21 protein-coding genes are annotated in these 23914 nt (G+C 58.1%); 16 read left to right on the top strand and 5 right to left on the bottom strand.

Annotated elements, in window-relative coordinates:
* Positions 1-60: 60 nt before the first annotated feature.
* Positions 61-1404, bottom strand: coding sequence for a uracil-xanthine permease family protein (locus tag H6A20_RS01640; RefSeq protein WP_204905422.1), 1344 nt, complete (start codon positions 1402-1404; stop codon positions 61-63).
* Between the two features lie 170 nt (positions 1405-1574).
* On the opposite strand from H6A20_RS01640, the gene H6A20_RS01645 reads away from it, so the two are divergent.
* Genes H6A20_RS01645 through H6A20_RS01655 form a run of 3 tightly spaced genes read left to right on the top strand, consistent with a single transcriptional unit; the run spans position 1575 to position 4510 of the window.
* Entirely contained in the window at positions 1575-2447 is an 873-nt protein-coding gene (locus tag H6A20_RS01645) for a DegV family protein (protein ID WP_204905423.1), read from the top strand.
* Positions 2448-2450: 3 nt separating this feature from the next.
* Positions 2451-3359 carry a DMT family transporter gene (locus H6A20_RS01650; RefSeq protein ID WP_204905424.1) on the top strand — a complete coding sequence of 303 codons (909 nt, stop codon included), beginning with the start codon at positions 2451-2453 and terminating at the stop codon, positions 3357-3359.
* 26 nt (positions 3360-3385) lie between these two features.
* On the top strand, positions 3386-4510 hold the full coding sequence (locus H6A20_RS01655; protein ID WP_204905425.1) for a DUF362 domain-containing protein: 1125 nt from the start codon (positions 3386-3388) through the stop codon (positions 4508-4510).
* A gap of 27 nt (positions 4511-4537) precedes the next feature.
* On the opposite strand, the gene H6A20_RS01660 is transcribed toward H6A20_RS01655, so the two are convergent.
* Positions 4538-6298: a vWA domain-containing protein gene (locus H6A20_RS01660; RefSeq protein WP_204905426.1), complete on the bottom strand. Its 1761-nt coding sequence runs from the start codon at positions 6296-6298 to the stop codon at positions 4538-4540.
* Between the two features lie 36 nt (positions 6299-6334).
* A complete protein-coding gene (locus H6A20_RS01665; RefSeq protein ID WP_338106545.1) occupies positions 6335-7279 on the bottom strand; it encodes an AAA family ATPase in 945 nt (314 codons plus the stop codon).
* A gap of 185 nt (positions 7280-7464) precedes the next feature.
* Here H6A20_RS01665 and H6A20_RS01670 point away from each other — a divergent pair, with 185 nt between their 5' ends.
* The gene (locus tag H6A20_RS01670; RefSeq protein ID WP_204905427.1) at positions 7465-8943 is read left to right on the top strand and encodes a carbon starvation CstA family protein; all 1479 of its coding nucleotides are present in this window, start codon (positions 7465-7467) and stop codon (positions 8941-8943) included.
* Between the two features lie 114 nt (positions 8944-9057).
* Here the strand turns inward: H6A20_RS01670 and H6A20_RS01675 are convergent, their stop codons facing one another.
* On the bottom strand, positions 9058-9906 hold the full coding sequence (locus tag H6A20_RS01675) for a MerR family transcriptional regulator (protein ID WP_204905428.1): 849 nt from the start codon (positions 9904-9906) through the stop codon (positions 9058-9060).
* Between the two features lie 171 nt (positions 9907-10077).
* On the opposite strand from H6A20_RS01675, the gene H6A20_RS01680 reads away from it, so the two are divergent.
* From H6A20_RS01680 to H6A20_RS01695, 4 genes are all read left to right on the top strand, one after another.
* Positions 10078-11871 (top strand): ABC-F family ATP-binding cassette domain-containing protein, encoded by a 1794-nt coding sequence (locus tag H6A20_RS01680; protein WP_204905429.1) that lies wholly within the window; start codon positions 10078-10080, stop codon positions 11869-11871.
* A gap of 142 nt (positions 11872-12013) precedes the next feature.
* Positions 12014-12565 (top strand): acetolactate synthase small subunit, encoded by a 552-nt coding sequence (gene ilvN, locus H6A20_RS01685; protein ID WP_204905430.1) that lies wholly within the window; start codon positions 12014-12016, stop codon positions 12563-12565.
* A gap of 54 nt (positions 12566-12619) precedes the next feature.
* Positions 12620-13639 carry a ketol-acid reductoisomerase gene (gene ilvC, locus H6A20_RS01690; protein WP_204905431.1) on the top strand — a complete coding sequence of 340 codons (1020 nt, stop codon included), beginning with the start codon at positions 12620-12622 and terminating at the stop codon, positions 13637-13639.
* Positions 13640-13812: 173 nt separating this feature from the next.
* Positions 13813-14454, top strand: a complete 642-nt coding sequence (locus H6A20_RS01695) for a type I phosphoribosyltransferase (RefSeq protein WP_204905432.1) — start codon at positions 13813-13815, stop codon at positions 14452-14454.
* 75 nt (positions 14455-14529) lie between these two features.
* Here H6A20_RS01695 and rpsT read toward each other — a convergent pair whose 3' ends face one another.
* The gene (rpsT, locus tag H6A20_RS01700; protein ID WP_204905433.1) at positions 14530-14793 is read right to left on the bottom strand and encodes a 30S ribosomal protein S20; all 264 of its coding nucleotides are present in this window, start codon (positions 14791-14793) and stop codon (positions 14530-14532) included.
* 187 nt (positions 14794-14980) lie between these two features.
* Here rpsT and gpr point away from each other — a divergent pair, with 187 nt between their 5' ends.
* The 8 genes from gpr (at position 14981) to H6A20_RS01740 (ending at position 23914) form a co-directional block, all read left to right on the top strand.
* Entirely contained in the window at positions 14981-15934 is a 954-nt protein-coding gene (gpr, locus tag H6A20_RS01705) for a GPR endopeptidase (protein WP_204905434.1), read from the top strand.
* Positions 15935-15999: 65 nt separating this feature from the next.
* Positions 16000-17199, top strand: a complete 1200-nt coding sequence (locus tag H6A20_RS01710; RefSeq protein WP_338106546.1) for a stage II sporulation protein P — start codon at positions 16000-16002, stop codon at positions 17197-17199.
* An 86-nt stretch (positions 17200-17285) separates the two neighbouring features.
* The gene (locus H6A20_RS01715; protein ID WP_204905436.1) at positions 17286-19208 is read left to right on the top strand and encodes a DNA gyrase/topoisomerase IV subunit B; all 1923 of its coding nucleotides are present in this window, start codon (positions 17286-17288) and stop codon (positions 19206-19208) included.
* Between the two features lie 17 nt (positions 19209-19225).
* A complete protein-coding gene (locus H6A20_RS01720) occupies positions 19226-21466 on the top strand; it encodes a DNA gyrase/topoisomerase IV subunit A (RefSeq protein WP_204905437.1) in 2241 nt (746 codons plus the stop codon).
* A gap of 145 nt (positions 21467-21611) precedes the next feature.
* The gene (locus H6A20_RS01725; protein WP_204905438.1) at positions 21612-22079 is read left to right on the top strand and encodes a ribosome maturation factor RimP; all 468 of its coding nucleotides are present in this window, start codon (positions 21612-21614) and stop codon (positions 22077-22079) included.
* Positions 22080-22100: 21 nt separating this feature from the next.
* Positions 22101-23333, top strand: coding sequence for a transcription termination factor NusA (gene nusA / locus H6A20_RS01730; protein WP_204905439.1), 1233 nt, complete (start codon positions 22101-22103; stop codon positions 23331-23333).
* Between the two features lie 4 nt (positions 23334-23337).
* The gene (gene rnpM / locus H6A20_RS01735) at positions 23338-23616 is read left to right on the top strand and encodes an RNase P modulator RnpM (protein WP_204905440.1); all 279 of its coding nucleotides are present in this window, start codon (positions 23338-23340) and stop codon (positions 23614-23616) included.
* The gene (locus H6A20_RS01740; RefSeq protein WP_204905441.1) at positions 23603-23914 is read left to right on the top strand and encodes a L7Ae/L30e/S12e/Gadd45 family ribosomal protein; all 312 of its coding nucleotides are present in this window, start codon (positions 23603-23605) and stop codon (positions 23912-23914) included. The genes rnpM and H6A20_RS01740 overlap by 14 nt, the downstream gene beginning before the upstream one ends.

Here is a 23914-nt window from a genome sequence, read left to right on the forward strand (position 1 = left end):
TTCATATTTATTAATCCTACCCGATTTTTTTCAAATAGTCAATAGATGCGGTGAAAAAAGTTATGCTTTCTTTTCCTCCCTTGGAAGGATCACATTCAAAAGGATCGCCATCAGTGTGGCGACGACTACCGGCGAGCTTCCGAAAACGGTGGTCACCCACTCCGGGAAGGAGGCGAGGGACGCGGAAGCCTGGGTGATGCCCATGCCGAGCGCAACGGAGAGCCCGACGATGGATGTGTTGCGGAAATTCATCTCCTGCTGGAAGATGAGCTTGATGCCCGTCATGGCGATGGAGGCGAACACGGAGATGGTGGCGCCACCCAGCACGCACTGGGGTATCGTGGTCAGGAGCCCGGAGAACTTGGGCACGAAGCCGGCGATCATCAGGATGATGGCTGCCAGGCCAAGCACGCACCGGTTGATGACCTTTGTCGTTGTGACGATGCCTACGTTCTGGCTGTAGGTGGCCGTCGGGAGCCCGCCGAAGAAGGCGCAGAGGATGTTGCTGATGCCGTACATGACGATGCCTCCCTGCAGCTCCCTGTCCTCCGGCATGCGGCCCATGCTGCCGGACGTGGTGGCGGAGAAGTCCCCGATCGCCTGGATGGAGTTGATGGCAAAGAGAAGGCCGATGGCCACGCAGGCGGAGGGCTCAAAGCTCAGGGAGAAGTGCAGGGGCTGGGGCAGCTGGAAGAGCCCGGCGGACTGCACGCCTGAGAGATCCACCAGCCCGAAGGGCACGGCCAGGATGTAGCCGGCCACGATGCCGATCAGGATGGAGGCCAGCTTGAGAAAGCCTTTGGCAAAGTGGTTGAGGCCTGTCACGACGGCCAGGGTAAAGAAAGCCACAAGCCAGTTCTGCCAGGAGCCGTACTGCTCGCTGGACGTGCCGCCCGCCATGTAGTTGACGGCTGTCGGATAGAGGGAGAGGCCGATGGTGAACACTACAGTCCCTGTCACAAGGGGCGGGAACAGGATGCGGATCCTGGAGATGCAGAATCCCACGATGATGGCGACAACGCCGCCCACGATCTGGGCGCCCAGGATGGTTGCGATATCGTAGGTGCCTGCGATGGCCTGCATGCTCGGCACGTAGGCAAAGCTGATGCCCATGATGACGGGCAGGGCGCTGCCAAGCTGGAAGTTCTTCCCTCTTATAAAAGGAAAGAGCTGGAGCAGGGTGCTGATGGCGGAGCAGAAGAGGGCGGCCTGGATCAGGATGACCCGGTCGCTGCCGCTGATGCCCGCGACGCCTGCGACGATGATGGAGGGCGTGACGCATCCCACGATCATGGCGACCACGTGCTGGAGAGCCAGCGGGAGAGCCTGCCCGAAGGCGGGGACACCGCTCAACTCAAACACGGAAGCGCGTGTTTTTTTTGCAGAAGAATGTAATTCAGACATAAGTTCCTCCTCAGTAAAGAATAGTTTGCATTACCTTTCTACTTTATCATTAAATATAGGAAATGCAAAGTAAAATCTGTCTATTGCTAAATTCTTCACTGGTAAACAGGGTCCGGATGCAGTATAATATCCCTTATGAAATCTGGTATCTCACGAGGAGGTTTATGAATATGGCAGAGTATGTGATCACAACAGACTCCAATTCCGACGTGCCGGAGGAATATCTGGCGCAGCACATGGTTCCGGTGATCCCCCAGTACTACATGTTCGGGGAGACCGTGTACGGCGACGAGCTGAAGATGGAGCCGTCCGAATTTTACGAGACGATGCGGAAGGGGGAGCTCCCCAAGTCCATGGCAAACAATCCGGAAGTGGTCCGGCAGACGTTTACAGAGATCCTGAAAGAGGGCAGGGACATCCTTCACATCGCCTTCTCCAGCGCCCTGAGCGGGAGCTGCCAGAACGTGCAGGTGGCGGCCCGGGATCTGATGGAGGAGTATCCGGACCGGAAGATCCTGGTGTTCGATTCCCTGAACGCATCTCTCGGGGAAGGCGTGTCCGTCATGCGGGCGGTCTCCCTGAAAGAGGAGGGGAAAGGGATGGATGAGGTCTACGACATCCTTGTAAAGGAGCGGGATCACATCCAGGTATACTTTACCGTGGACGACCTGCACCACCTCCAGCGAGGCGGGCGCGTCTCAAAGACGACGGCGGTGGTCGGCAGCATGATCAACATCAAGCCGCTCCTCACGGTGACCGCCTCCGGCGAGCTGAAGTCGGATGGGACCGTCCGGGGGCGCAAGAAGGCGCTGCGGACGCTGGTGACCCGGATGGAGCAGGCTCTTGACACGGAACACTTCGGGAAGGAGCGGCCGGTGGCCGTCATACACGGCGACTGCCTGGAGGACGCCCGGGGCGTTGCAGAGCAGGTGCGGGAGCTCGGCTTTGACCATATCGTGATCAACGATGTGAGCCCCAGCATTGGCACCCACGCGGGCCCGGGCGTGGTGGGACTTGTATTTTACGGGAAAAAGGTGGACTAGCAGATGACGAATATGGAGAGAAGAGAGGCGCTGCGGGGCATGTCCATTGCGCTGATCGGCGGTGTGTTCTGGGGGCTTGCCGGCGTGTTCGGCCAGTATCTCTTTGAGCACAACAGGACGAACGCCAGGTGGCTTGTCAGCGTGCGGCTCCTCATTGCAGGCGCGCTCCTTCTGGCCACAGTCATTATGAAGCAGAGGGACAGCTTCTGGAAAATCTGGACAAACCGGCGGGATGCGGTGTCCCTGCTCCTGTTTTCCGTACTCGGCATGGCAGGGTGCCAGCTGTCCTACTACACAGCGGTGGAACTGTCCAACGCAGGGACGGCGACGGTCCTGCAGTATACAGCGCCGGTGATCATCCTTACATACGACGCGGTGCGCAGCCGCCGCAGGCCGAAGGGATATGAGCTGGCGGCCCTTCTCCTTGCCCTGGGCGGCACGTTCATCCTTGCCACCCACGGCAATCCGGGCTCCATGGCCCTGTCGCCGGAGGCGCTCTTGTGGGGGATCGGTTCAGCCGTCATGATGGCGGTCTACAACCTGCTTCCCGGGAAGCTGATGAAGAAGTACGGCACCTTCTGCGTGATCGGCTGGGGCATGCTGGTGGGCGGCATCTTCCTGTCCGCGTTCACAAGGCCGTGGCATGTGGCGGGGCAGTGGGATCTCCGGGGAGTGGGAGCCATCGCGGTCGTCATTGTCGTGGGGACCGTCCTGTCGTTCTCCTTCTACATGGAGGGCGTGCGTCTGATCGGGGCGCCCAGGGCCAGCCTGCTGGCGTCTGTGGAGCCGGTTACGGCCACCATCGCCTCGGCACTTTTTATGCATGTCGTGTTCGTGGGGATGGATGTGGCCGGTATTTTCTGTATTCTTGCCGCGGTGCTGCTTCTGTCAGCGCCCGGTCTGAAGAGATAAATGATGAGGGAAAAGGAGAGATGATGATGGAAAAGTCAAAGGTGTATTTCACAGATTTAAGAGCCCTTCCAGGGACAAACCTGCCGGAGAAGTTAAAGAAGCTGATCCGGAAAGCAGGGATCGGGGAGATCGATTTTGAGAAGAAGATGGTCGCCATCAAGATCCACTTCGGGGAGCCGGGCAACCTGTCCTTCCTCCGCCCCAACTACGCGAAAGCAGTGGCGGACGTCATCCGGGAGCTGGGCGGACGTCCCTTCCTCACCGACTGCAACACGCTGTATGTGGGCCGAAGGAAAGACGCGCTGGAGCACCTGAGCGCCGCCTTTGAGAACGGCTTCGGGGTCCTGTCCACAGGCTGCCATATCATCATAGCGGACGGCCTGAAGGGGACGGACGACGTGGCTGTGCCGGTGGAGGGCGGCGAGCTGGTGAAGGAGGCCAAGATCGGCCGCGCGGTCATGGACGCGGACATCTTCATCAGCCTGAACCACTTCAAGGGCCATGAGGCGACCGGATTCGGAGGCGCCCTCAAGAATATCGGCATGGGCTGCGGCAGCCGGGCCGGCAAGATGGAGCAGCACAACAGCGGCAAACCGACCGTGGACCGCGACACATGCGTGGGATGCAGAGTCTGTGCAAAGAACTGCGCCCACGGCGCGATCTCGTTCCCGGAGAAGAAGGCGAGCATTGACCACGACAAGTGCGTGGGATGCGGCCGTTGCCTGGGAGCCTGCAATTTTGACGCGATCTACAACGAGAACGCCTCCGCGGTAAAAGAGCTGGACATGAAGATCGCGGAGTACTCCAAGGCGGTTCTGGACGGCAGACCGAATTTCCATATCAATCTGGTCATCGACGTGTCGCCCTACTGCGACTGCCACGCGGAGAACGATCTGCCGATCCTGCCGGATGTGGGCATGTTCGCAAGCTTTGATCCGGTGGCGCTGGACCAGGCCTGCGCAGACGCCTGCAACGCGCAGCAGCCCATCCCGGGCAGCCTGCTGGACGACCGGATGCACGATCATGACTTCTGCGACCACCACGATCATTTCGTCAATACGACGCCGGAGAGCGAGTGGAAGTTCTGTCTGGAGCATGCGGAGAAGATCGGAATCGGGACGAGGAACTACGAGCTGATCGAAGTGAAATAAAAGAAATGAAAAAAACTGGCCATGGGATTACCCCATGGTCAGTTTTTCTATCTGCCGCCGGATGAGGACGCCGGCTGCGTCGGCGAACCGCTCCATCTTCTCAATGCGGACAAAATCATTCCCAAAGATCTCTCTGGCGGCGTGGGTGTCCCCGCTGCTCCCGGTAAGGATCCCGCACAGGTGGATCCCCTGTCGGCGCAGGGCCCGCGCCTCTCTGGCTGTGTCGTCCGTTCCGGCCTTCCCGGAATAGTCCTGGCTTACAAACTGCCGCTTCCCGGGATCGGCGGGGATCCGGCGGTCGTCATTGGGACTCGCGTCGGTCAGGATGATGAGGAGCCGGTTCTTTGCGGGCGCGTCCTTCATCAGCTGCCAGGCGCCCCGCAGCGCCAGGCCGTCCCGGTTCCAGCCGGCGGCAAAGTACTGGAAGATCCGCTGCGTATCTTCCGCCTGCATGTCTTCATATCCGAGGAAGCGCTGCAGCACCGTGTAGCCACGCACGCTCAGGAAGGAGAAGACCTGCACGGGGATGCGGCACGCCTGCAGGCTTCTGGCGATCACGCAGCCCTGGGCGGCGATCACCTCCTGGTCCTGCAGCCGGGAAGCGGATGCGTCCAGCATGAGATCCACAGAGAAATCCGCATCCGTCTCCTCAAGGGTATCCTGAAAGATGCGGGGGTCGTGCAGGTAGAGTCCCCGCCACACCTGGGACGGGCAGACGGCTCCGGACCGGCTGCGTAGGGGAACCGGCTGGGCGTGGACGAGGAGGGAGCTGCGGATCTGCTCCGTCAGCCTGGCGATGCTGTTCTTATAGAGGAGGCGCCTGCTCTGAAAGTGGGCCCTGTTCTTCTGCATCTGCCACGCGGCGTCGCGGCGGACCTTCCCGATGACGCCGTCCCGGGGAGGAACCGCGCTTTTCTGTCCTGCGGTGAAGTAGAGGTGGCAGTTTTCGTGGGCGCCGGTGCACAGCGCCTGGTCGATGCGCGCGCTCACGTCATCCGGGTAGAGGGGCAGGCCGAAGCAGCCCTCGATATAGAGGCGGTCCGCCCGCTGCGCGGCCGGATCCCTGCGCCCGGCTGTAAGCCCCTTTCGCCCCTGCGCGAGGATCCCCTCGCGCCCTGCAGGTCCGATCATGAGCAAGGTGTCGGTGCGCACAAGCCGGGAGGGCATTTTCCGGATGAGAAAGCGGTTCAGCTTCCTGCGGAGCTCCCTGACAAAAGCAGGGGAGCGCTTCCAGCCGGAGGCGGGGAAATACCGGCGGAAAATGTGCCGGATCCGCGCCGCGACCTCCTCGGCCGTCAGGGAGCCGTCAAGCTGCAGCGCTTCAAACAGGCTCCGCTCCCAGGGGTTGACAAGGCCGGGATCCCTGCCGAGGATCACCCGGCACCGGGCCGCCTGGAGAGCGTAGACAAGGCTGTTCTGCGCCATCCACTGCTGCCGGGAGCGGGTCAGCTCCCGGTCAAAAAAGTCCCGGGCGTGGGCGGCCCGCAGCTCGGCGAGAACCGGGCGCAGGGGCGCCTCCTTTTCAAAGGCACAGTTTTCCAGGGCGACCCACAGAAGGCCGTCCAGCGTCTCGCTGAAGAAGGAGCGGCTGATCTGGTCAAAGAGGGGATCCATAACGGCGGGATCATACCATTTGCGCACATAGCCTATGATGGCGTTCATGTAGAGATCCGGCTCCCCGTCTTCCAGAAACGCCGTGAAAGCCGGCGTGAAAGAGTAATCGCCGGCTGCGGTCCATATGATGTTGAGAGCCCGCCTCTGGGGGCGGGTCAGCTGCCCCTGCTCCATAACGAATCCTTCCTTTATCCTGCTGTATCCTCCAGCCTACCCCCGGTCCCCGAAGAGTTTGTCCCGGTCTGTTTTCCCGGAGATGCGGGAGGAGATGATATCCTGCACGAGAGACTGCTCGTATGTATCCGGCGTCTTGTTGGTGATGCCCATGTTGAGGGCGTCGATGGGCGCAAGGCCGCCGGCCATCATGCGCACTGCGCCAAGAAGGCCGCGCAGGTCCAGCACTTTCTCTGTCAGTTCGCCGCTCCTGCACTTGTCCCGTATGTCGAGGAAGAGGGCGGTGAACTGGCGGACGTACTCCGGGCGCAGGGAGGGGAACTCCTTCTGCAGCATTCTGGAGAGATCCTCCCCGGCGATCTCCGGCATGGTGAGGATCATGAACCGGGAGGAGAGGGCCTCGTTCAGCTCCCGGGTGCCGGCGTAGCCGTAATTCATAGTGGCGATGAAGCGGGCCGCGCCGTGGATCCCGACCTGCCGGTAGCCGGGGATCCGGATGCTGCGGCGGAAGTCCAGCACGGAGTGAAGAACAGCCAGCGCCTCGTTCCGGGCCATGTTGATCTCATCCAGCACGCAGAAGCCGCCGCCTTCGGCCGCCTCCGTCACCGGACCCGGCCGGAAAGTCACCTCCCCGTCCCGGAAGGTGTCTGTCCCCAGCATGGTGGTGGCATCCGCGTTGATGTGGAGGGAAATGTTGCAGACAGGACGGCCGAAAGCAGCGGCCAGGTTCTCCGCCAGCACGTTCTTGCCTGTGGCCTTGGCCCCTGCCAGCAGGAGGTTTTCCCCGGCGAGGAGCGCCTGGGCGGCCTGCTCCCAGACCTTCTTCCCGTAATAGTAGTAGCGGGGGCGCGACAGCGCATCCCCGGACGGCGCGTAGCGGCGCCGGAATTCCCCGATCCCCTGTATGACGCGGGGGTCGATCCCTTCTTCCTGTAAAAAGTCAAGCACAAGCAGTACCTCTCTTCCTGTCAGTGATGCCATTTATTATAGCACTGCGTTCTGTATTTGAGAAGAAATGTCGTTACCACAGGAAAAATGTTAAAAAAGATCAAGAAAACAGGAGTGATGAGAGATTAAAATTGTTTCTTTACAGTACATAATGACAATGCTATACTATTTTAGTGTGTAAAAGTGTTATATATGGAATGAGAAAAGGAGGAAATGATATGGCAACTTTTATCATCGGTCTCGCGATCCTGTTTGTCGGCGCAGCGCTGTACGGCAAGTTCTGCGAGCACGTATTCGGTCCTGACGACAGGAAGACTCCTGCCTACACCAAACAGGACGGTCTGGACTATGTTCCCATGAGAGAGTGGAAGAACAGTCTGATCAACCTGCTGAACATTGCAGGTACAGGCCCGATCCTCGGACCTATCCAGGGTATCCTCTTCGGACCCATCGCATTTATCACCATCCCGATCGGAAACGTGATCGGCGGAGCCATGCACGATTACTTCTCCGGTATGATCTGTCTGCGTGACGGCGGCACACAGATGCCGGACATGATCCGCAAGTACAGCAATAAAGGCGTGTACACCTTCTACCAGATCTTCTGCAGCCTGCTGCTCCTTCTGGTAGGCGCGGTGTTCATCTACACACCGGGCGACATCGCCGCGACACAGGTATTCGGATTTGACGGCAAGGCGACATCCGTATCTACATGGGTGATCTACGGTGTCATCTTCGTTTACTACCTGATCGCAACCGTGTTCCCCATCGACAAGATCATCGGACGTATCTACCCGATCTTCGGAGCGATCCTTCTGTTCTCCGCAGTCGGCGTGTTCGTCGGCCTCTTTGCAAAGGGCTATCCGCTGATCAACATCTGGGACAACTGGAACGGCGTTCTCGTATCCTACGGTGACTACTTCAGCGCAAACCATTTCATCCCGATCTTCTTCATCACCGTGGCCTGCGGTATCCTTTCCGGATTCCACTCCACACAGACGGCGATCATCTCCCGTACGATGAAGAGCGAGCGTCAGGGCCGCATGACATTCTACAACATGATGGTTCTGGAGGGCTTCATCGCCATGGTATGGGCTGCCGGCGCCATGGGCGTATACAACCTGGGCCTGCAGGCTGCTGATGCCGGACTGGCTACAGCGACCATCGGCGTTGTCTGCAAGGACATCCTCGGACCGGTTGGCGGTATCATCGCCCTTCTCGGCGTTATCGTGCTGCCGATCACATCCGGCGACACGGCGCTCCGTTCCCTGCGTATGGCAGTGTCCGACGCCCTGCACCTTGACCAGAAGAACGTGGCGAAGCGCCTTTCCCTGGCAGCAGTGATCTTTGCACTTGTTGCAGTGATCCTTGTGTTCGCGAAGATGAACGCAGAGGGCTTCAACATCCTGTGGCGTTACTTCGCATGGTCCAACCAGACCCTGTCCCTGTTCGCGTTCATCGCCATCTCTGTATGGATGTTCGAGAACGGCAAGGCAAAATTCGTCTGGATGCCGCTGATCCCGGGCGCATGGTACGCGTTCGTTACCATCACATACATCGTGAACGCTAAGATCGGTTTCAACGTACCGTGGGGTGCAGCATATGTGATCGGTATCGCAGCAGCCGTGCTCTATGTGGCGCTGATCCTCTGGTACGGCAAGAAGCGCGCTGCCCGCAAGGCTGCCCGGAATGCATAAATAAGAGAACCATATACACTTTGAAACCAGCTAAGAGGGCCTCCCTGAAGTCGGTCACGACTTTGGGAGGCCCTCTTTTCATGCCTGTCTGCCCCTGAAGCGGGGGTGCTGCCCCTAACCTGGCGTGGTCCTTTTTGTCAGAAATTCTGCCTGTGACCGCATGGCCGGGGTGAAAGGCAGGATGATCATGGCAAGATCCAGGGCTGCGTAGAGAAGAAGACAGAGCCCCTGGAGAACTGCCGCCGCCGCGGCAGCCGGATCACTGCCGGACTGCAGGATGGCCTCCCGGATCAGCCAGCCCCGGCTGAGGACCATCTGTCCGGCGACAGCGAAGGTAAAGGCGCACAGAAGAAAGAGAACAATGGCCTCTGCAGGCATGATCATCTGCAGGAAGACGCCTTTTTCAAGAGCCCTGGCTTTAAGCCGGCTCTTCCAGATGCCGAAGATGGCGGTGAGAGAGCACTGGATGAGCAAAAGCCAGGGCGGGAGTGTGAAGACGGGATCCTTCAGCATCTGGAAGATGAGAACGCCTGTGATCACAAAGAAGGAGCAAAGGTTGCACAGGGCGAAGAGAAGGTTGCCGGAGAGGATGCGGCGAGTCCCTGTGAGTGCCTTCTCAAGAAGGGCGGATTCCACATCCAGCTGTTCCAGGCTGGCTCCCCTGTGAAGCTTCTGCAGCAGATGGAGGACCTGTCTTGCCTGACGCAGTTCTTTTTGTTTGTTTTGTATTATCCCTTCCAGTATATGGGAAGTGTCCTCCCCGTCCAGATACCGGCGTATTTCCGGAACGGAGAAATCCAGCAGACGCAGCTTCCGGATAAGAAGGAGCCGGCGGATGGATGCATCGTCGTAGTCCTTATATCCGTTGTCCGCATGGCCGGGCCGGATGAGGCCGGCTGATTCATAGTACCGGATGGCCTTGCGGGTGAGCCCGGTCTTTTCCTCTGCTTCCTTTATTTTCATAGCGCATGTCCTCCTGTTACCGCTTCCTTATATATTTTATAGCATGTGCCCCCGGGGAACAGTCAATAAAACTTGCCGGAAAAAGGGAAATCCTATAAAATAGCAGTATGTGCAAAGGATCTGCTGCATGTGTTTTTGTTTGCAGCGTATGAAAAAGAAAGAGGTATGTATATGAACATCATCAATATAGAACATATCAGCAAAGTTTTTGGCGGAAAGACGGTCTTTGAGGACGCCTCCTGCGGTGTGCAGGAGGGGGACAAGGTTGGCATTGTGGGCATCAACGGCACGGGGAAAACGACGCTCCTCGGGCTTGTGGCCGGCCTGGAGACGCCGGATGAGGGGCAGGTCGTCACCCGCAGCGGCATCCGCATGGCATACCTGTCCCAGACACCGGCGTTTGGGCCGGACGATACGGTCGCTTCCTACGCCTTCGCCGGAGATCCGGACACGGACTGGAAAGTGCAGAGCAATCTGAATGAGCTGGGGATCACAGACTGGGAGGCGCGGATCGACACGTTGTCCGGCGGGCAGAAGAAGCGGGCCGCCATGGCAAAAACTCTGGCGGACTCCTTTGACGTGCTTCTTCTGGATGAGCCGACCAACCACCTGGATCAGGAAATGACAGACTGGCTGGAGGAATATCTCCGCTCATTCCGGGGCACGGTCCTCATGGTGACCCACGACCGGTACTTCCTTGACCGGGTGACGGACAGGATCCTGGAGATCGACGACGGAAAGATCTATTCCTACGAGGGGGACTACTCCACATTTCTGGAGCTGAAAGCCCAGAGGGAGGAGAGGGAGCTGGCCGCCGAGCGCAAGAGAAAGAGCGTGCTGCGCATGGAGCTGGAGTGGGCGAAGCGGGGATGCCGCGCCAGATCCACCAAGCAGAGAGCGCGGCTGGAGCGGCTGGAGGCGCTGAAGCAGCAGACCGGCCCCGCTGTGCAGGAGACGGCCCAGATCGATTCGGTGGAGACGCGGATGGGGAAAAAGACAGTGGAGCTCCACCATATCAGCAAGTCCTACAAAGGACAGGTGCTGCTCGACGATTTTGACTATATTTTCCTGAAGAACCAGAAAGTGGGCATCGTAGGGCCGAACGGCTGCGGCAAATCCACGCTCCTGAAGATCATCGCGGGGGAAGTGCAGCCGGACGCCGGGGAGGTGGAAGTGGGAGAGACCGTGCGCATCGCCTGCCTTTCCCAGGAGCTGCCGCAGATGGATGCAGCCCGGCGGGTGATCGACTATGTGAAGGACATTGGGGAGTATGTGCAGACGAAGGAAGGGCGGATCACGGCCTCCCAGATGCTGGAGCGCTTCCTCTTTACGCCGGACATGCAGTATTCCCCCATCGGGAAACTCTCGGGCGGGGAGAAGAAGCGGCTGTATCTGCTGGGCATCCTGCAGTCCAATCCGAATTTCCTTGTCCTTGACGAGTGCACGAACGACCTGGATATCGCCACCATGACCATCCTGGAGGATTACCTGTCCTCCTTCACCGGCATCGTGGTGGCTGTCTCTCACGACCGGTATTTCCTGGACAATGTGGCGGACCGCATCTTCGCCTTTGAGGGGGAAGGAAAACTTGCGCAGTATGAGGGCGGCTACACAGACTATGTTATGGCCCGGGACAGCCGGGAGCAGGACGCCGGGAAGAAACAGGCAGGAGAGGGCGCGCAGAAGAAACCGGCGGCCGGGAGCGCGGCGGACTGGAAGCAGCACCACAGCGCGAAACTTAAGTTTACCTACAAGGAGGAGCGGGAGTACGAGACCATTGATGCCGACATCGCAGCCCTGGAGGCAAAGCTGGAGGAGCTGGACGGGGCGATCATGGCCAACGCCACAAACTCCGTGAAACTCCGGGAACTGATGGAGCAAAAAGAGGCGGTGCAGGCGCAGCTGGACGGGAAGATGGAGAGGTGGGTGTACCTCAGCGAGCTGGCAGAGAAGATCGGGCGCTGAGACAGGCATCCGAAAACTCCTAAAACTTCCTGCAAATTGCTTGACAAAAAAAGAGATCCTTGCTATGATAAAAAAACAGAACGCACTCTGTTTTAAACAGACCACACTCTGTTTTTTATGGAAAGAGAAAAGAGGTGCAGATATGCAGAGAGTCTATTCATTGCTCGTGGACAATACGCCCGGCGTGCTGAGCCGTATCTCCGGTCTGTTCAGCAGGAGAGGATACAGCATTGACAGCATCACGGCCGGTGTCACTGCGGATCCGAGATTTACAAGGATCACGATCGTGGCAAGCGGAGACGAGCTCATCCTGTCCCAGATCGAGAAGCAGGTCCGCAAGTTGGAGGACGTCATCGAGATCAAGGTGCTCAAGGAAGGCGAGTCTGTCTACCGCGAGCTCATCATGGTGAAGGTGCGGGCGAACGCGGCGCAGCGGGCGGAGATCATCGCTGTGGCGGATATCTTCCGGGCCAAGGTGGTGGATGTGGAGAAAGAATCCCTGATCCTGGAACTGACGGGAAGCCAGTCCAAACTGGAGGCCTTCCTGGATCTGCTGGACGGCTACGAGATCCTGGAGCTTGCCAGGACGGGGATCGCCGGTCTGTCCAGAGGAGTCCGGAACATCACGTGCATCGACGACGACGGGAACACATGGACGTGGACTCCGGAGAACAGCGGGAAAAAAGACTGCTAAAGGATAGTACCTTTAACAATAGAAAAGTCATGAATAAGTAGGAGGAATGTAAAAATGGCAGCAAGAATTTTTTATCAGGAAGACTGTAATATGGCGGCTCTGGAGGGACAGAAGATCGCGATCATCGGCTACGGCAGCCAGGGACACGCTCACGCGCTGAACCTGAAGGAGTCCGGATGCGACGTGATCATCGGCCTCTACGAGGGAAGCCGCTCCTGGGCGAAAGCCGAGGCGCAGGGATTCAAAGTATACACAGCCGCTGAGGCTGCAAAGCAGGCGGACGTGATCATGATCCTGATCAACGACGAGAAGCAGGCCGACATGTACAAGAACGACATCGAGCCCAACCTGGAGGAAGGCAACATGCTGATGTTCGCCCATGGCTTCAACATCCACTTCGGATGCATCAAGCCGCCGAAGAACGTGGACGTTACCATGATCGCTCCGAAGGCGCCGGGTCACACGGTAAGAAGCGAGTACCAGGCCGGCAAGGGAACGCCCTGCCTGATCGCTGTAGAGCAGGATGCCACAGGAAAGGCATGGGACCGCGCGCTGGCATACGGTCTTGCCATCGGCGGAGCGAGAGCCGGACTTCTTGAGACGACCTTCCGGGTTGAGACAGAGACAGACCTCTTCGGCGAGCAGGCTGTTCTGTGCGGCGGCGTGTGCGCCCTGATGCAGGCAGGCTTCGAGACTCTGACAGAGGCCGGATACGATCCGAGAAACGCTTACTTCGAGTGCATCCATGAGATGAAGCTGATCGTAGACCTGATTTACCAGAGCGGTTTCGCAGGCATGAGATACTCCATCTCCAACACGGCGGAGTACGGCGACTACATCACAGGGCCGAAGATCATCACAGCGGAGACGAAGAAGGCTATGAAGCAGATCCTCTCCGACATTCAGGACGGATCCTTTGCGAAAGAGTTCCTGCTTGACATGTCCGACGCGGGACGCCAGGTACACTTCAAGGCTATGAGAAAACTGGCTTCCGAGCATCCGGCAGAGAAGATCGGCGAGGAGATCAGAAAACTCTACAGCTGGAACGGCGAGGACAAGCTGATCAACAACTAGTAAGAAAACAGTAAGAAAGGCGTCTTCCGGGGCAGCAGCTCCGGGGGGCGTTTTTTTGAATAAAATGGATAAAATATTTCTGACAATATTCCACTTTTTACTAATTTGTGCTAAAATACAGAATAACAGAAAAATGAAAAAACTGCACAAGGCAGAAGGGAGGAACTAAGAGTATGGATGTGCATTTTGAAGATCTCCGCTCCTGGAAAAACCCGAAGGCACGGGTGAAGGTCATGAAGGGACATTTCGTGACAACCCATTCCCACGTCAACACGTACATTGACCTGTCCACGGTCAAATCGCGGTGCAACAATGCGAGGGAGACGGCCAAGGTGATGGCGGAGCCCTACCTCGCCTCCACGGAGGTGGATACGATCGTATGCCTGGATGGCATGGAGGTCGTGGGCACGTTCGTGGCGGACATCCTGTCCAGGCCGGGCACGGTGTCCATCAACACGGGCAAAAATATCTCCATTGTCACGCCTGAGACGAACAAGGCCGGCCAGATGATCTTCCGCGACAACGTGCGGCGTATGATCGAGGGGCAGCGTGTGCTCATCGTGGCCGGACTGATCACCACCGGCAAGACGATGCTGCAGGCCATTGAGAGTATTCTCTACTACGGCGGCAGTGTGAACGGGATCTGTTCCGTGTTCAGTCTTGTCTCCAAGGTGGCGGGCATGGATATCAACGCAGTCTTCACCCAGAAGGAAGTGGTGGGCTATGAGAAATTCTCGGACGGCAACTGCCCGATGTGCGCGGCGGGACAGAAGATAGACGCCTTTGTAAACAGCTACGGGCACTCGGCTCTGTAGAACATACGGGAAACGTAAGACAAATAAAAAAGACAACCACTGACGGTATGGTTGTCTTTTTTATTTCTTTTATTATTAAGCAATTCCGTTTACAGCTTTTGCTAAACGGGAAATCTTTCTTGCGCAGGTGTTTTTGTGATATACACCCTTGCTTCCTGCCTTGTTGATCTCAACGGTAGCAACCTTCAGAGCCTCAGCAGCAGCAGCGGCATCCTTGTTCGCAACGGCTGTCTCAACTTTCTTCACACAGGTCTTTACCTTAGATTTGATTGCCTTATTTCTAGCAGCCTTTGTTTCGTTTACTAAAATTCTCTTCTTAGCAGATTTGATGTTAGCCAACTTGTCCACCTCCATTACAAACTATTTCGATCTACATCGATGGGTGTTCGTTAGAGCCGGACACGGACGTTCTAACGAAACATACTAGTTTATTTTAGGGCAAGGTTTCCCGGATGTCAATACATATTTCCCAAAAATATTGCAAAAACTATCCACAAATGAAAAGGATGAAGCGAGGTTAGCAGACATGATTGAAAAGTACAGTATCCGGACGGATCTGGCCCTGGAGCAGAAGGAGCGGTTTGAGGCGGACAATGTGGAGATCCCGGGGGTCGTCCTTGAGGAGGAAGAAGACAGGGAGAGGGATATCCGGGTGACGACCGTCCGCATTGAGACGGAGAAGGGCGCAAAGATCATGGGCAAGCCGGTGGGCACATACATCACGCTGGAGGCGCCGGAACTGGCCGTGCCGGACGAGGGGTACCACAGCGAGGTGTCGGAGGAGATCCTGCGCTACCTGCGCCGCCTCCTTCCTGCGGATAAGGACGAGTTCTCCGTGCTCGTGGCCGGGCTCGGCAACCGGCAGGTGACGCCGGACGCGCTGGGTCCCTACGTGGCTGACAACCTGAACATCACGCGGCACATCGTGAAAGAGTACGGGAAGTATGCCATGGGACGGGAGAGAGTCTGCCTCCTCAGCGCCATTGTGCCCGGCGTCATGGCCCAGACAGGCATGGAGACAGTGGAGATCCTGCGGGGCGTAGTCCGGGAGGCAAAGCCGGATGCGGTCGTCGCCATCGATGCGCTGGCTGCGCGGAACACCCGCCGGCTGAACCGGACGGTGCAGATCTCGGATACGGGCATCAACCCGGGGTCGGGGATCGGCAACCAGAGGAACGCCATCACGCAGAAGACGGTGGGGGTGCCGGTCATCGCCATCGGCGTGCCCACGGTGGTGGATGCGGCCACTATTGTGGGCGATGCGATGGAGAATCTGATCGCAAGCATGGAATCGTCCGACGCACTGAAAGGGGTTGGGGTCGTCCTTTCGGGCTACAGTGCGGCGGAGAAATACGAGCTTGTGAAGGAACTGATCGCGCCTCATCTGAACGGTATGTTCGTCACGCCAAAAGATGTGGATGAGACGGTGCGGCGGATCAGCTTCACCATCTCGGAGGCGCTGAACCGTCTCTTCGCATAAGCAGCCGCCGCCCGGCATATAGTGTAGAGGCGGCCGGGGCCGCCGGACAGATGGGAGACGAGCAGGTGGAACAGCGATTGAGAAAGCGACACAGACGGAGCAGGACAGGGATCACGGCGGCCCTCCTTGCGCTGGCCGTATACGGGTCGGCGGAGGCGGGTGGCCTTCCCTTTGACGATATGGACAGCCAGATGGCAGGATTTCTGACAGAGCAGTCCGGCCGGGTATATCTGCCGGCTGCTTCCTATCCGGACAGGGGGGGAGGGGCAAGGTCCGTCTCCTCCCTCCTGGCAGGGTGCGTGGATCTCCTGGCGCCTGCGGGGCTGTATGTGCAGGAAGGCAGGGGGCTGGAGACGGATGTGGAAGACGCGGCTACCTATGAGATGATCCTGGCCAGGGAGGCCGGGGACGGCAGCGGGGCGGGGGCGGACGAAAGCCCGGCAGGCGGCGCGGACGGTTCCGCGAAGGCGGCCGGCACATCCGGGACGCCCATCGATACTTCCATAGAAAAGATGAGCGATTTTGACTATCTTCTCAGCAACTTCTACACGGTGGACAGCACCACCGTGGTCCGGCCGGATGAGCTGAACGGCGCGGATCTTCTTGGCAGGGATATGAAGATCAAAGGAGAGGGGGAGGGGCCGAAGATCCTCATCTACCACACCCACTCCCAGGAGTCCTTTGCGGATTCGGTCCCCGGGGATGCATCCACATCCATTGTGGGGATGGGGGACTATCTGACGGATCTTCTCAATGATACATACAGGATCCCGACCCTCCACCATACGGGCGTCTACGACCTGATCGACGGGAAGCTGGACCGGAGTCTTGCCTACGATCTGGCAAAGCCGGACCTGGAGAAGATCCTGGCTGAGAATCCGTCCATTGAGGTGGTGATCGACCTGCACCGGGACGGGGTGAACGAGGGAACCCGCCTTGTGACGGAGGTGAACGGGAAGCAGACGGCGCAGATCATGTTTTTCAACGGGCTGAGCAAGACCCGCGCCAACGGGGAGATCGACTATCTCGCCAACCCCTACATCCAGGATAATCTGGCCTTCTCCCTGCAGATGCAGGTGGCGGCCAACAACAAGTACCCCGGGTTCACCCGGCGGATCTACCTGCGGGGCTACCGCTACAACATGCATTTCATGCCCAAAAGCCTTCTCGTGGAGGCCGGGGCCCAGACAAACACCGTGGAGGAAATGCGCAACGCCATGGAAGTACTGGCGGATATCCTGCACATTGTGCTGACCGGCTCATAGGAAGTTGTACTGTTTCTGTTTGCATACCCCAACATTTTGTGGTAATATCAAATCAGTATGCATATAGAAAGGATCGGAAGAGCAACATGGCAAATAAGAACACCTATGATGCGGAGAGCATTTCTGTACTGGAAGGGCTGGAGGCCGTCCGCAAGCGCCCGGGGATGTATATAGGAAGCGTGTCGACCAAGGGGCTGAACCACCTGATCTACGAGATCGTGGACAATGCGGTGGACGAGCATCTGGCGGGCTTCTGCAGTGAGATCCGCGTGACGCTGGAGAAGGACGGCTCCTGCACCGTGGCGGACAACGGCCGCGGCGTGCCGGTGGACATGCACGCCAAAGGGCTTCCGGCCGCCCGCATCGTGTTCACGACCCTGCACGCCGGCGGAAAGTTTGACGACTCCGCCTACAAGACGAGCGGCGGCCTGCACGGCGTCGGTTCCTCTGTGGTGAATGCCCTGTCCACCTACATGGACGTGGAGATCAGCAAGGACGGCTATATCCATCATGACCGCTACGAGAGAGGCGTGCCGGTGGTGGAGCTTGAGGACGGTCTGCTGCCGAAGACCGGGAAGACGAAGAAGACGGGGACGAAGATCAATTTCCTGCCCGACGATACCATTTTCGAGAAGACGAAGTTCCGGGGCGAGGAGGTCAAGAGCCGCATGCACGAGACGGCTTACTTAAATCCGAGCCTTACCATCATCTACGAGGACAAGCGCGGGGCGGAGACGGAGCAGGTCGTGTACCACGAGCCGGACGGCATCCTGGGCTTCATAAGGGAGCTGAACGAGAAGAAGGAGACGGTCCACGAGCCGGTCTACTTTAAAGGGGAGTCCGACGGCATCGAGGTGGAGGCTGCGTTCCAGTATGTCAATGAGTTCCACGAGAATGTCCTCGGCTTCTGCAACAATATCTACAACGCCGAGGGAGGCACCCACCTGACCGGATTTAAGACGACCTTCACAACGGTCATGAACCAGTACGCCAGGGAGCTTGGCATCCTGAAAGAGAAGGACGCCAACTTTACCGGCGCGGACATCCGCAACGGCATGACGGCCATCATATCCATCAAGCATCCGGATCCGCGGTTCGAGGGGCAGACGAAGACGAAGCTGGACAACCCGGACGCGGCCAAGGCTGTCAGCAAGGTGGCCGGGGACGAGATCGTCCGCTATTTTGACCGGAATCTGGACAACCTGAAGAAGGTCCTCTCCTGCGCGGAGAAGGCAGCCAAGATCCGGAAGACGGAGGAGCGGGCGAAGACGAACCTGCTCACCAAACAGAAGTACTCCTTTGACAGCAACGGCAAGCTGGCCAACTGTGAGAGCCGGGACGCGTCCAAATGCGAGATCTTCATCGTGGAGGGAGACTCCGCGGGAGGCTCCGCCAAGACGGCCCGGGACCGCATGTACCAGGCGATCCTTCCCATCCGCGGCAAGATCCTCAACGTGGAGAAGGCCAGCATCGACAAGATCCTGGCCAACGCAGAGATCAAGACCATGATCAACGCCTTTGGCTGCGGCTTCTCGGAAGGGTACGGCAATGATTTTGACATCTCCAGGCTGCGGTATGACAAGATCATCATCATGGCCGATGCGGACGTGGACGGAGCCCACATCTCCACCCTGCTCCTCACCCTCTTTTACCGGTTCATGCCGGAGCTGATCTACGAGGGCCACGTGTACATCGCCATGCCGCCTCTCTACAAGGCCATGCCGAAGAAAGGGGAGGAGGAGTATCTCTACGACGATAAGGCGCTGGAGCGCTACCGGAAGACCCACGACGGCCCCTTTACCCTGCAGCGGTACAAGGGACTGGGAGAGATGGACGCCCAGCAGCTCTGGGAGACGACGCTGAACCCGGAGACGCGCATCCTCAAGCTGGTGGAGATCGAGGACGCCCGCATGGCCTCCGGCGTGACGGAGATGCTGATGGGAAATGAGGTGCCGCCGCGCCGCGCGTTTATCTATGAGAACGCCACCGAGGCGGAGCTTGATATATAGGAAGGAAGTAAGAAAAGATGCCGGAAGAACAGATCATACGGACGGAATACTCCGATCTGATGAAGAAATCATATATCGATTACGCCATGAGCGTCATCATCTCCCGGGCCCTGCCGGATGTGCGGGACGGCCTAAAGCCGGTGCAGAGGCGCACCCTCTACGACATGCACGAGCTCGGGATCCGCTGGGACCGCCCCTACAGGAAGTGCGCCAGGATCGTCGGCGACACCATGGGTAAATACCACCCCCACGGGGACAGCTCCATCTATGAGGCGCTGGTGGTCATGGCCCAGGAGTTCAAGAAAGGCATGGTGCTGGTGGACGGCCACGGCAACTTCGGCTCCATCGAGGGGGACGGGGCTGCCGCCATGCGTTACACGGAGGCGAGGCTGGCCAAATTCACGCAGATGGCGTTCCTGCAGGACCTGGACAAGGATGTCGTCAACTTTGTGCCCAACTTCGACGAGACGGAGAAGGAGCCGGAAGTGCTGCCGGTGCGGGTGCCGAACCTGCTCGTGAACGGGGCGGAGGGCATCGCCGTCGGAATGGCCACCAGCATCCCCACCCACAATCTGGGGGAGGTCATCGACGCGGTCAAGGCTTACATGAAGAACAGTGACATCAGCACGAGACAACTGATGCGGTATGTGAAGGGGCCGGATTTCCCCACCGGGGGCATCGTGGTCAACAAGGATGACCTGCCGGAGATCTACGAGACCGGCACGGGGAAGATCAAGATCCGGGGAAAAGTGGAAGTGGAGGACATGAAGGGCGGCAGGCAGCGCCTTGTCATTACGGAGATCCCCTACACCATGATCGGCACCGGGATCGGGAAGTTCCTCAACGATGTGTGCGCCCTGGTGGAGACGAAGAAGACGTCCGATATCGTGGATATATCCAACCAGTCCTCCAAGGAGGGCATCCGGATCGTCATTGAGCTGAAGAAGGGCGCGGACGTCAAAAACCTGACCAACATGCTCTACAAAAAGACAAGGCTGGAGGACACCTTCGGCGTCAACATGCTGGCGGTGGCGGACGGCCGTCCGGAGACCATGGGGCTTAAGAAGATCATCGAGCACCACGTGGATTTCCAGTTTGAGCTTGCCACGAGGAAATACCGGACCCTCCTGGCCAAAGAGCTGGAGAGGAAGGAGATCCAGGAGGGCCTCATCAAGGCATGCGACGTGATCGACCTGATCATCGAGATCCTGCGGGGCAGCCGCAGCGTCCAGGACGCCAAGGCGTGCCTCACCCAGGGCGTTACGGACAATATCACCTTCAAGTCAAAGATCTCGAAGAAGATGGCCTCCATGCTCCGGTTCACAGACCGGCAGGCGGACGCCATCCTGCAGATGCGCCTCTACCGGCTCATCGGCCTGGAGATCGACGCCCTGATGAAGGAGCACGAGGAGACCCTTGCCAACATCGCCCGCTATGAGGATATCCTGAACAACTACGACTCCATGGCGGACGTGATCATAGAGGAACTGGACGCGTTCAAAAAAGAGTTCGCCGCGCCCAGGAAGACAGTGGTGGAGAACGGCGAGGAGGCGGTCTTCGAGGAGAAGAAGATCGAGGAGCAGGAGGTGGTCTTCCTCATGGACCGCTTCGGCTATGCCCGCTGCGTGGACACCGCCACCTACGAGAGGAACAGGGAGGCGGCGGACAGCGAGAACAGGTACGTGCTCACCTGCCTCAACACCGGCAGGATCTGCATCTTTACAGACGGCGGCAGGATGCACCAGGTGAAAGTGCTGGACGTGCCCTTCGGGAAATTCCGGGACAAGGGACAGCCCATTGACAACATGAGCAACTTTGACAGTACGTCCGAGGAGATCGTCTACATGTGCGACGCCGAGCAGATGCGTTTCGCCATGCTCCTTTTCGCCACGAGGCAGGGGATGGTGAAGAAGGTGGAGGGCACCGAGTTCCAGGTGTCCAAGCGGACCATTGCGGCCACCAAGCTGCAGGACGGGGACGCCCTCGTGTCTGTGGCAGTGATCAACGACAACCAGTACGTGGTGCTCCAGTCGAAGAACGGGTACTTCCTCCGGTTCCGCGCCGGGGAGGTCTCGGAGAAGAAGAAGGGGGCCGTCGGCGTGCGGGGCATCCGCCTTGCGAGGAACGACGAGCTGGAGGCGGTGTACCTCTTCGAGGACGGGGAGGACCCGAAGGCCGTCTACAAAGAGAAGGAAGTGGCCCTGAACCGGCTGCGGATCGGGAAGCGGGATACCCAGGGTGTGAAAAACAGGGGGTAGGCCGGACACAGGGAAGAATGTAAAAAATGCGAAAAACCCCTTGATTTCCCGGAAAATGAGTGCTATACTATATGGCAGTTACATAAGCATGCGGCAGAAGAGTGGACGAAAGTTCACTCTTCTTTACATGATGGGAGGTTTTGTATTGACGAAGAGAGAAACGTATGAACAGAAGACAGAGGAGATCCTTCTTCCTATTATAGAGAAGAACGGGTTCGAGCTGGTGGATGTGGAGTATGTCAGGGAGGGCGGAAGCTGGTACCTGCGGGCCTACATCGACAAACCGGGCGGCATCAACGTGGACGACTGCGAGACGGTGAGCCGGGAGCTCTCCGACATCCTGGATGAGAAGGACTTTATCGACGAGGCCTACATCCTGGAGGTGAGTTCGCCGGGACTTGGACGCCCGCTGAAGAAGGAGAAGGATTTCAAGAGAAGCCTCGGCGAGGAAGTAGAGATCCGGACCTACCGCATGGTGGATAAGAAGAAGGAATTTACCGGCATCCTGAAAGCGTATGATAAAGATACGGTGACGATCGGGATGGAAGACGGAAGCGAAATGATATTTGATAAAGGCGATATCGCACTGATCCGCCTGGCATTTGATTTTTAGTTTTTTTAGGAGGAAGGTCACATGAACACAGAATTACTGGAAGCATTGAATATTCTGGAGAAGGAGAAGGATATCAGCAAGGATACGCTGATGGACGCCATTGAAAATTCCCTGATCAATGCGTGCAAGAACCACTTTGGAAAGGCAGACAACATCAAGGTCATCATGGACAGGGAGACATGCGACTACAAGCTGCTTCAGGAGAAGACAGTTGTGGAGGAAGTGGAAGACAAGGTGGAGCAGATCAGCCTGGAGGACGCCAGGAACATCGACAGCAAATACGAGCTGGGCGACATCGTACAGATCCCGGTGGAGTCCAAGTCCTTCGGCCGCATCGCGACCCAGAACGCCAAGAACCTGATCCTGCAGAAGATCCGCGAGGAGGAGCGGAAGGTGATCTACGACCAGTACTTTGAGAAGGAGAAGGACATCGTCACCGGTGTTGTGCAGCGGTATGTGGGCAGGAACATCAGCATCAACCTTGGCAAGGCGGACGCCATGCTGACGGAGAACGAGCAGGTGAAGGGCGAAGTCTTCAAGCCGACCGAGCGCATCAAGCTCTATGTGGTGGAAGTCAAGAACACGACAAAGGGGCCCAAGATCCTTGTGTCCCGCACCCACCCGGAGCTGGTGAAGCGCCTGTTCGAGGCGGAGGTCACAGAGGTGAAGGACGGCATTGTGGAGATCAAGAGTATTGCCCGGGAGGCCGGCAGCCGCACGAAGATCGCCGTCTGGTCCAACGATCCGGACGTGGATCCGGTGGGAGCCTGCGTCGGCATGAACGGCGCGAGAGTGGGCGCCATCGTGAACGAGCTGCGGGGTGAGAAGATCGACATCATCAACTGGGATGAGAACCCGGGCATCCTGATCGAGAACGCCTTAAGCCCGGCCAAGGTCATCTCTGTTATGGCGGATCCGGATGAGAAGACGGCAAGCGTCATCGTGCCGGATTACCAGCTCTCCCTGGCGATCGGCAAGGAGGGGCAGAACGCGAGGCTTGCTGCCCGCCTGACCGGATACAAGATCGACATCAAGAGCGAGACCCAGGCCATCGAGTCCGGCGAGCTTCCGGAGAACTACATGGAGCTCGGCGAGGGCGTGTACGAGGAAGAGATCTACGAGGACGGCTACGAGGAGGATTACGACGGCACATACGAGGACGGCTACGACGGGGACTATGACGAGACTTACGGGGAGTCCTACGACGATGCGTACGACTATGACGACGGGGAATCCTACGAGGAGGACAGGTGATCTTTTGAGCGGAAATAAGAAAGTGCCGCTGCGCAAGTGCGTGGGGTGCCAGGAAATGAAGAGTAAGAAGGAAATGCTGCGCGTTATCCGCACCCAGGAGGGGGAGTTCCTTCTGGATGCGACCGGGAAGAAGAACGGGAGGGGCGCTTACCTGTGTCCGTCCTCCGCGTGTCTGCAAAAGGCGATACGCCAGAAAGGGCTGGAGCGCTCTTTCAGGCAGGCCATCCCGCAGGAAGTCTACGAGATGCTGGAAAGGGAGATGAAAGAGATTGAGTCAGAATAAAGCCCTGTCCATGATCGGACTTGCGACGAAAGCAGGGCGGACGGCCAGCGGGGAATTCCTGACCGAGCGGGAAGTGAAGACCGGCAGGGCCGCGCTTGTGATCATCGCCGGGGACGCCTCGGACAATACGAAGAAAAAATTCCGGAATATGTGTGATTTCTATGAAGTGCCCATCCGCGTGTTCGGAGACAAGGATACGCTCGGGCATGCCATGGGAAAAGAATTCCGGGCATCTCTGGCAGTGCTTGACGAAGGCTTTGCGAAGGGGATCATGAAACATTTGGATACGGACAGATAA

The sequence above is a fragment of the Mordavella massiliensis genome (assembly GCF_016901695.1).
Lineage (GTDB): Bacteria > Bacillota > Clostridia > Lachnospirales > Lachnospiraceae > Claveliimonas > Claveliimonas massiliensis_A.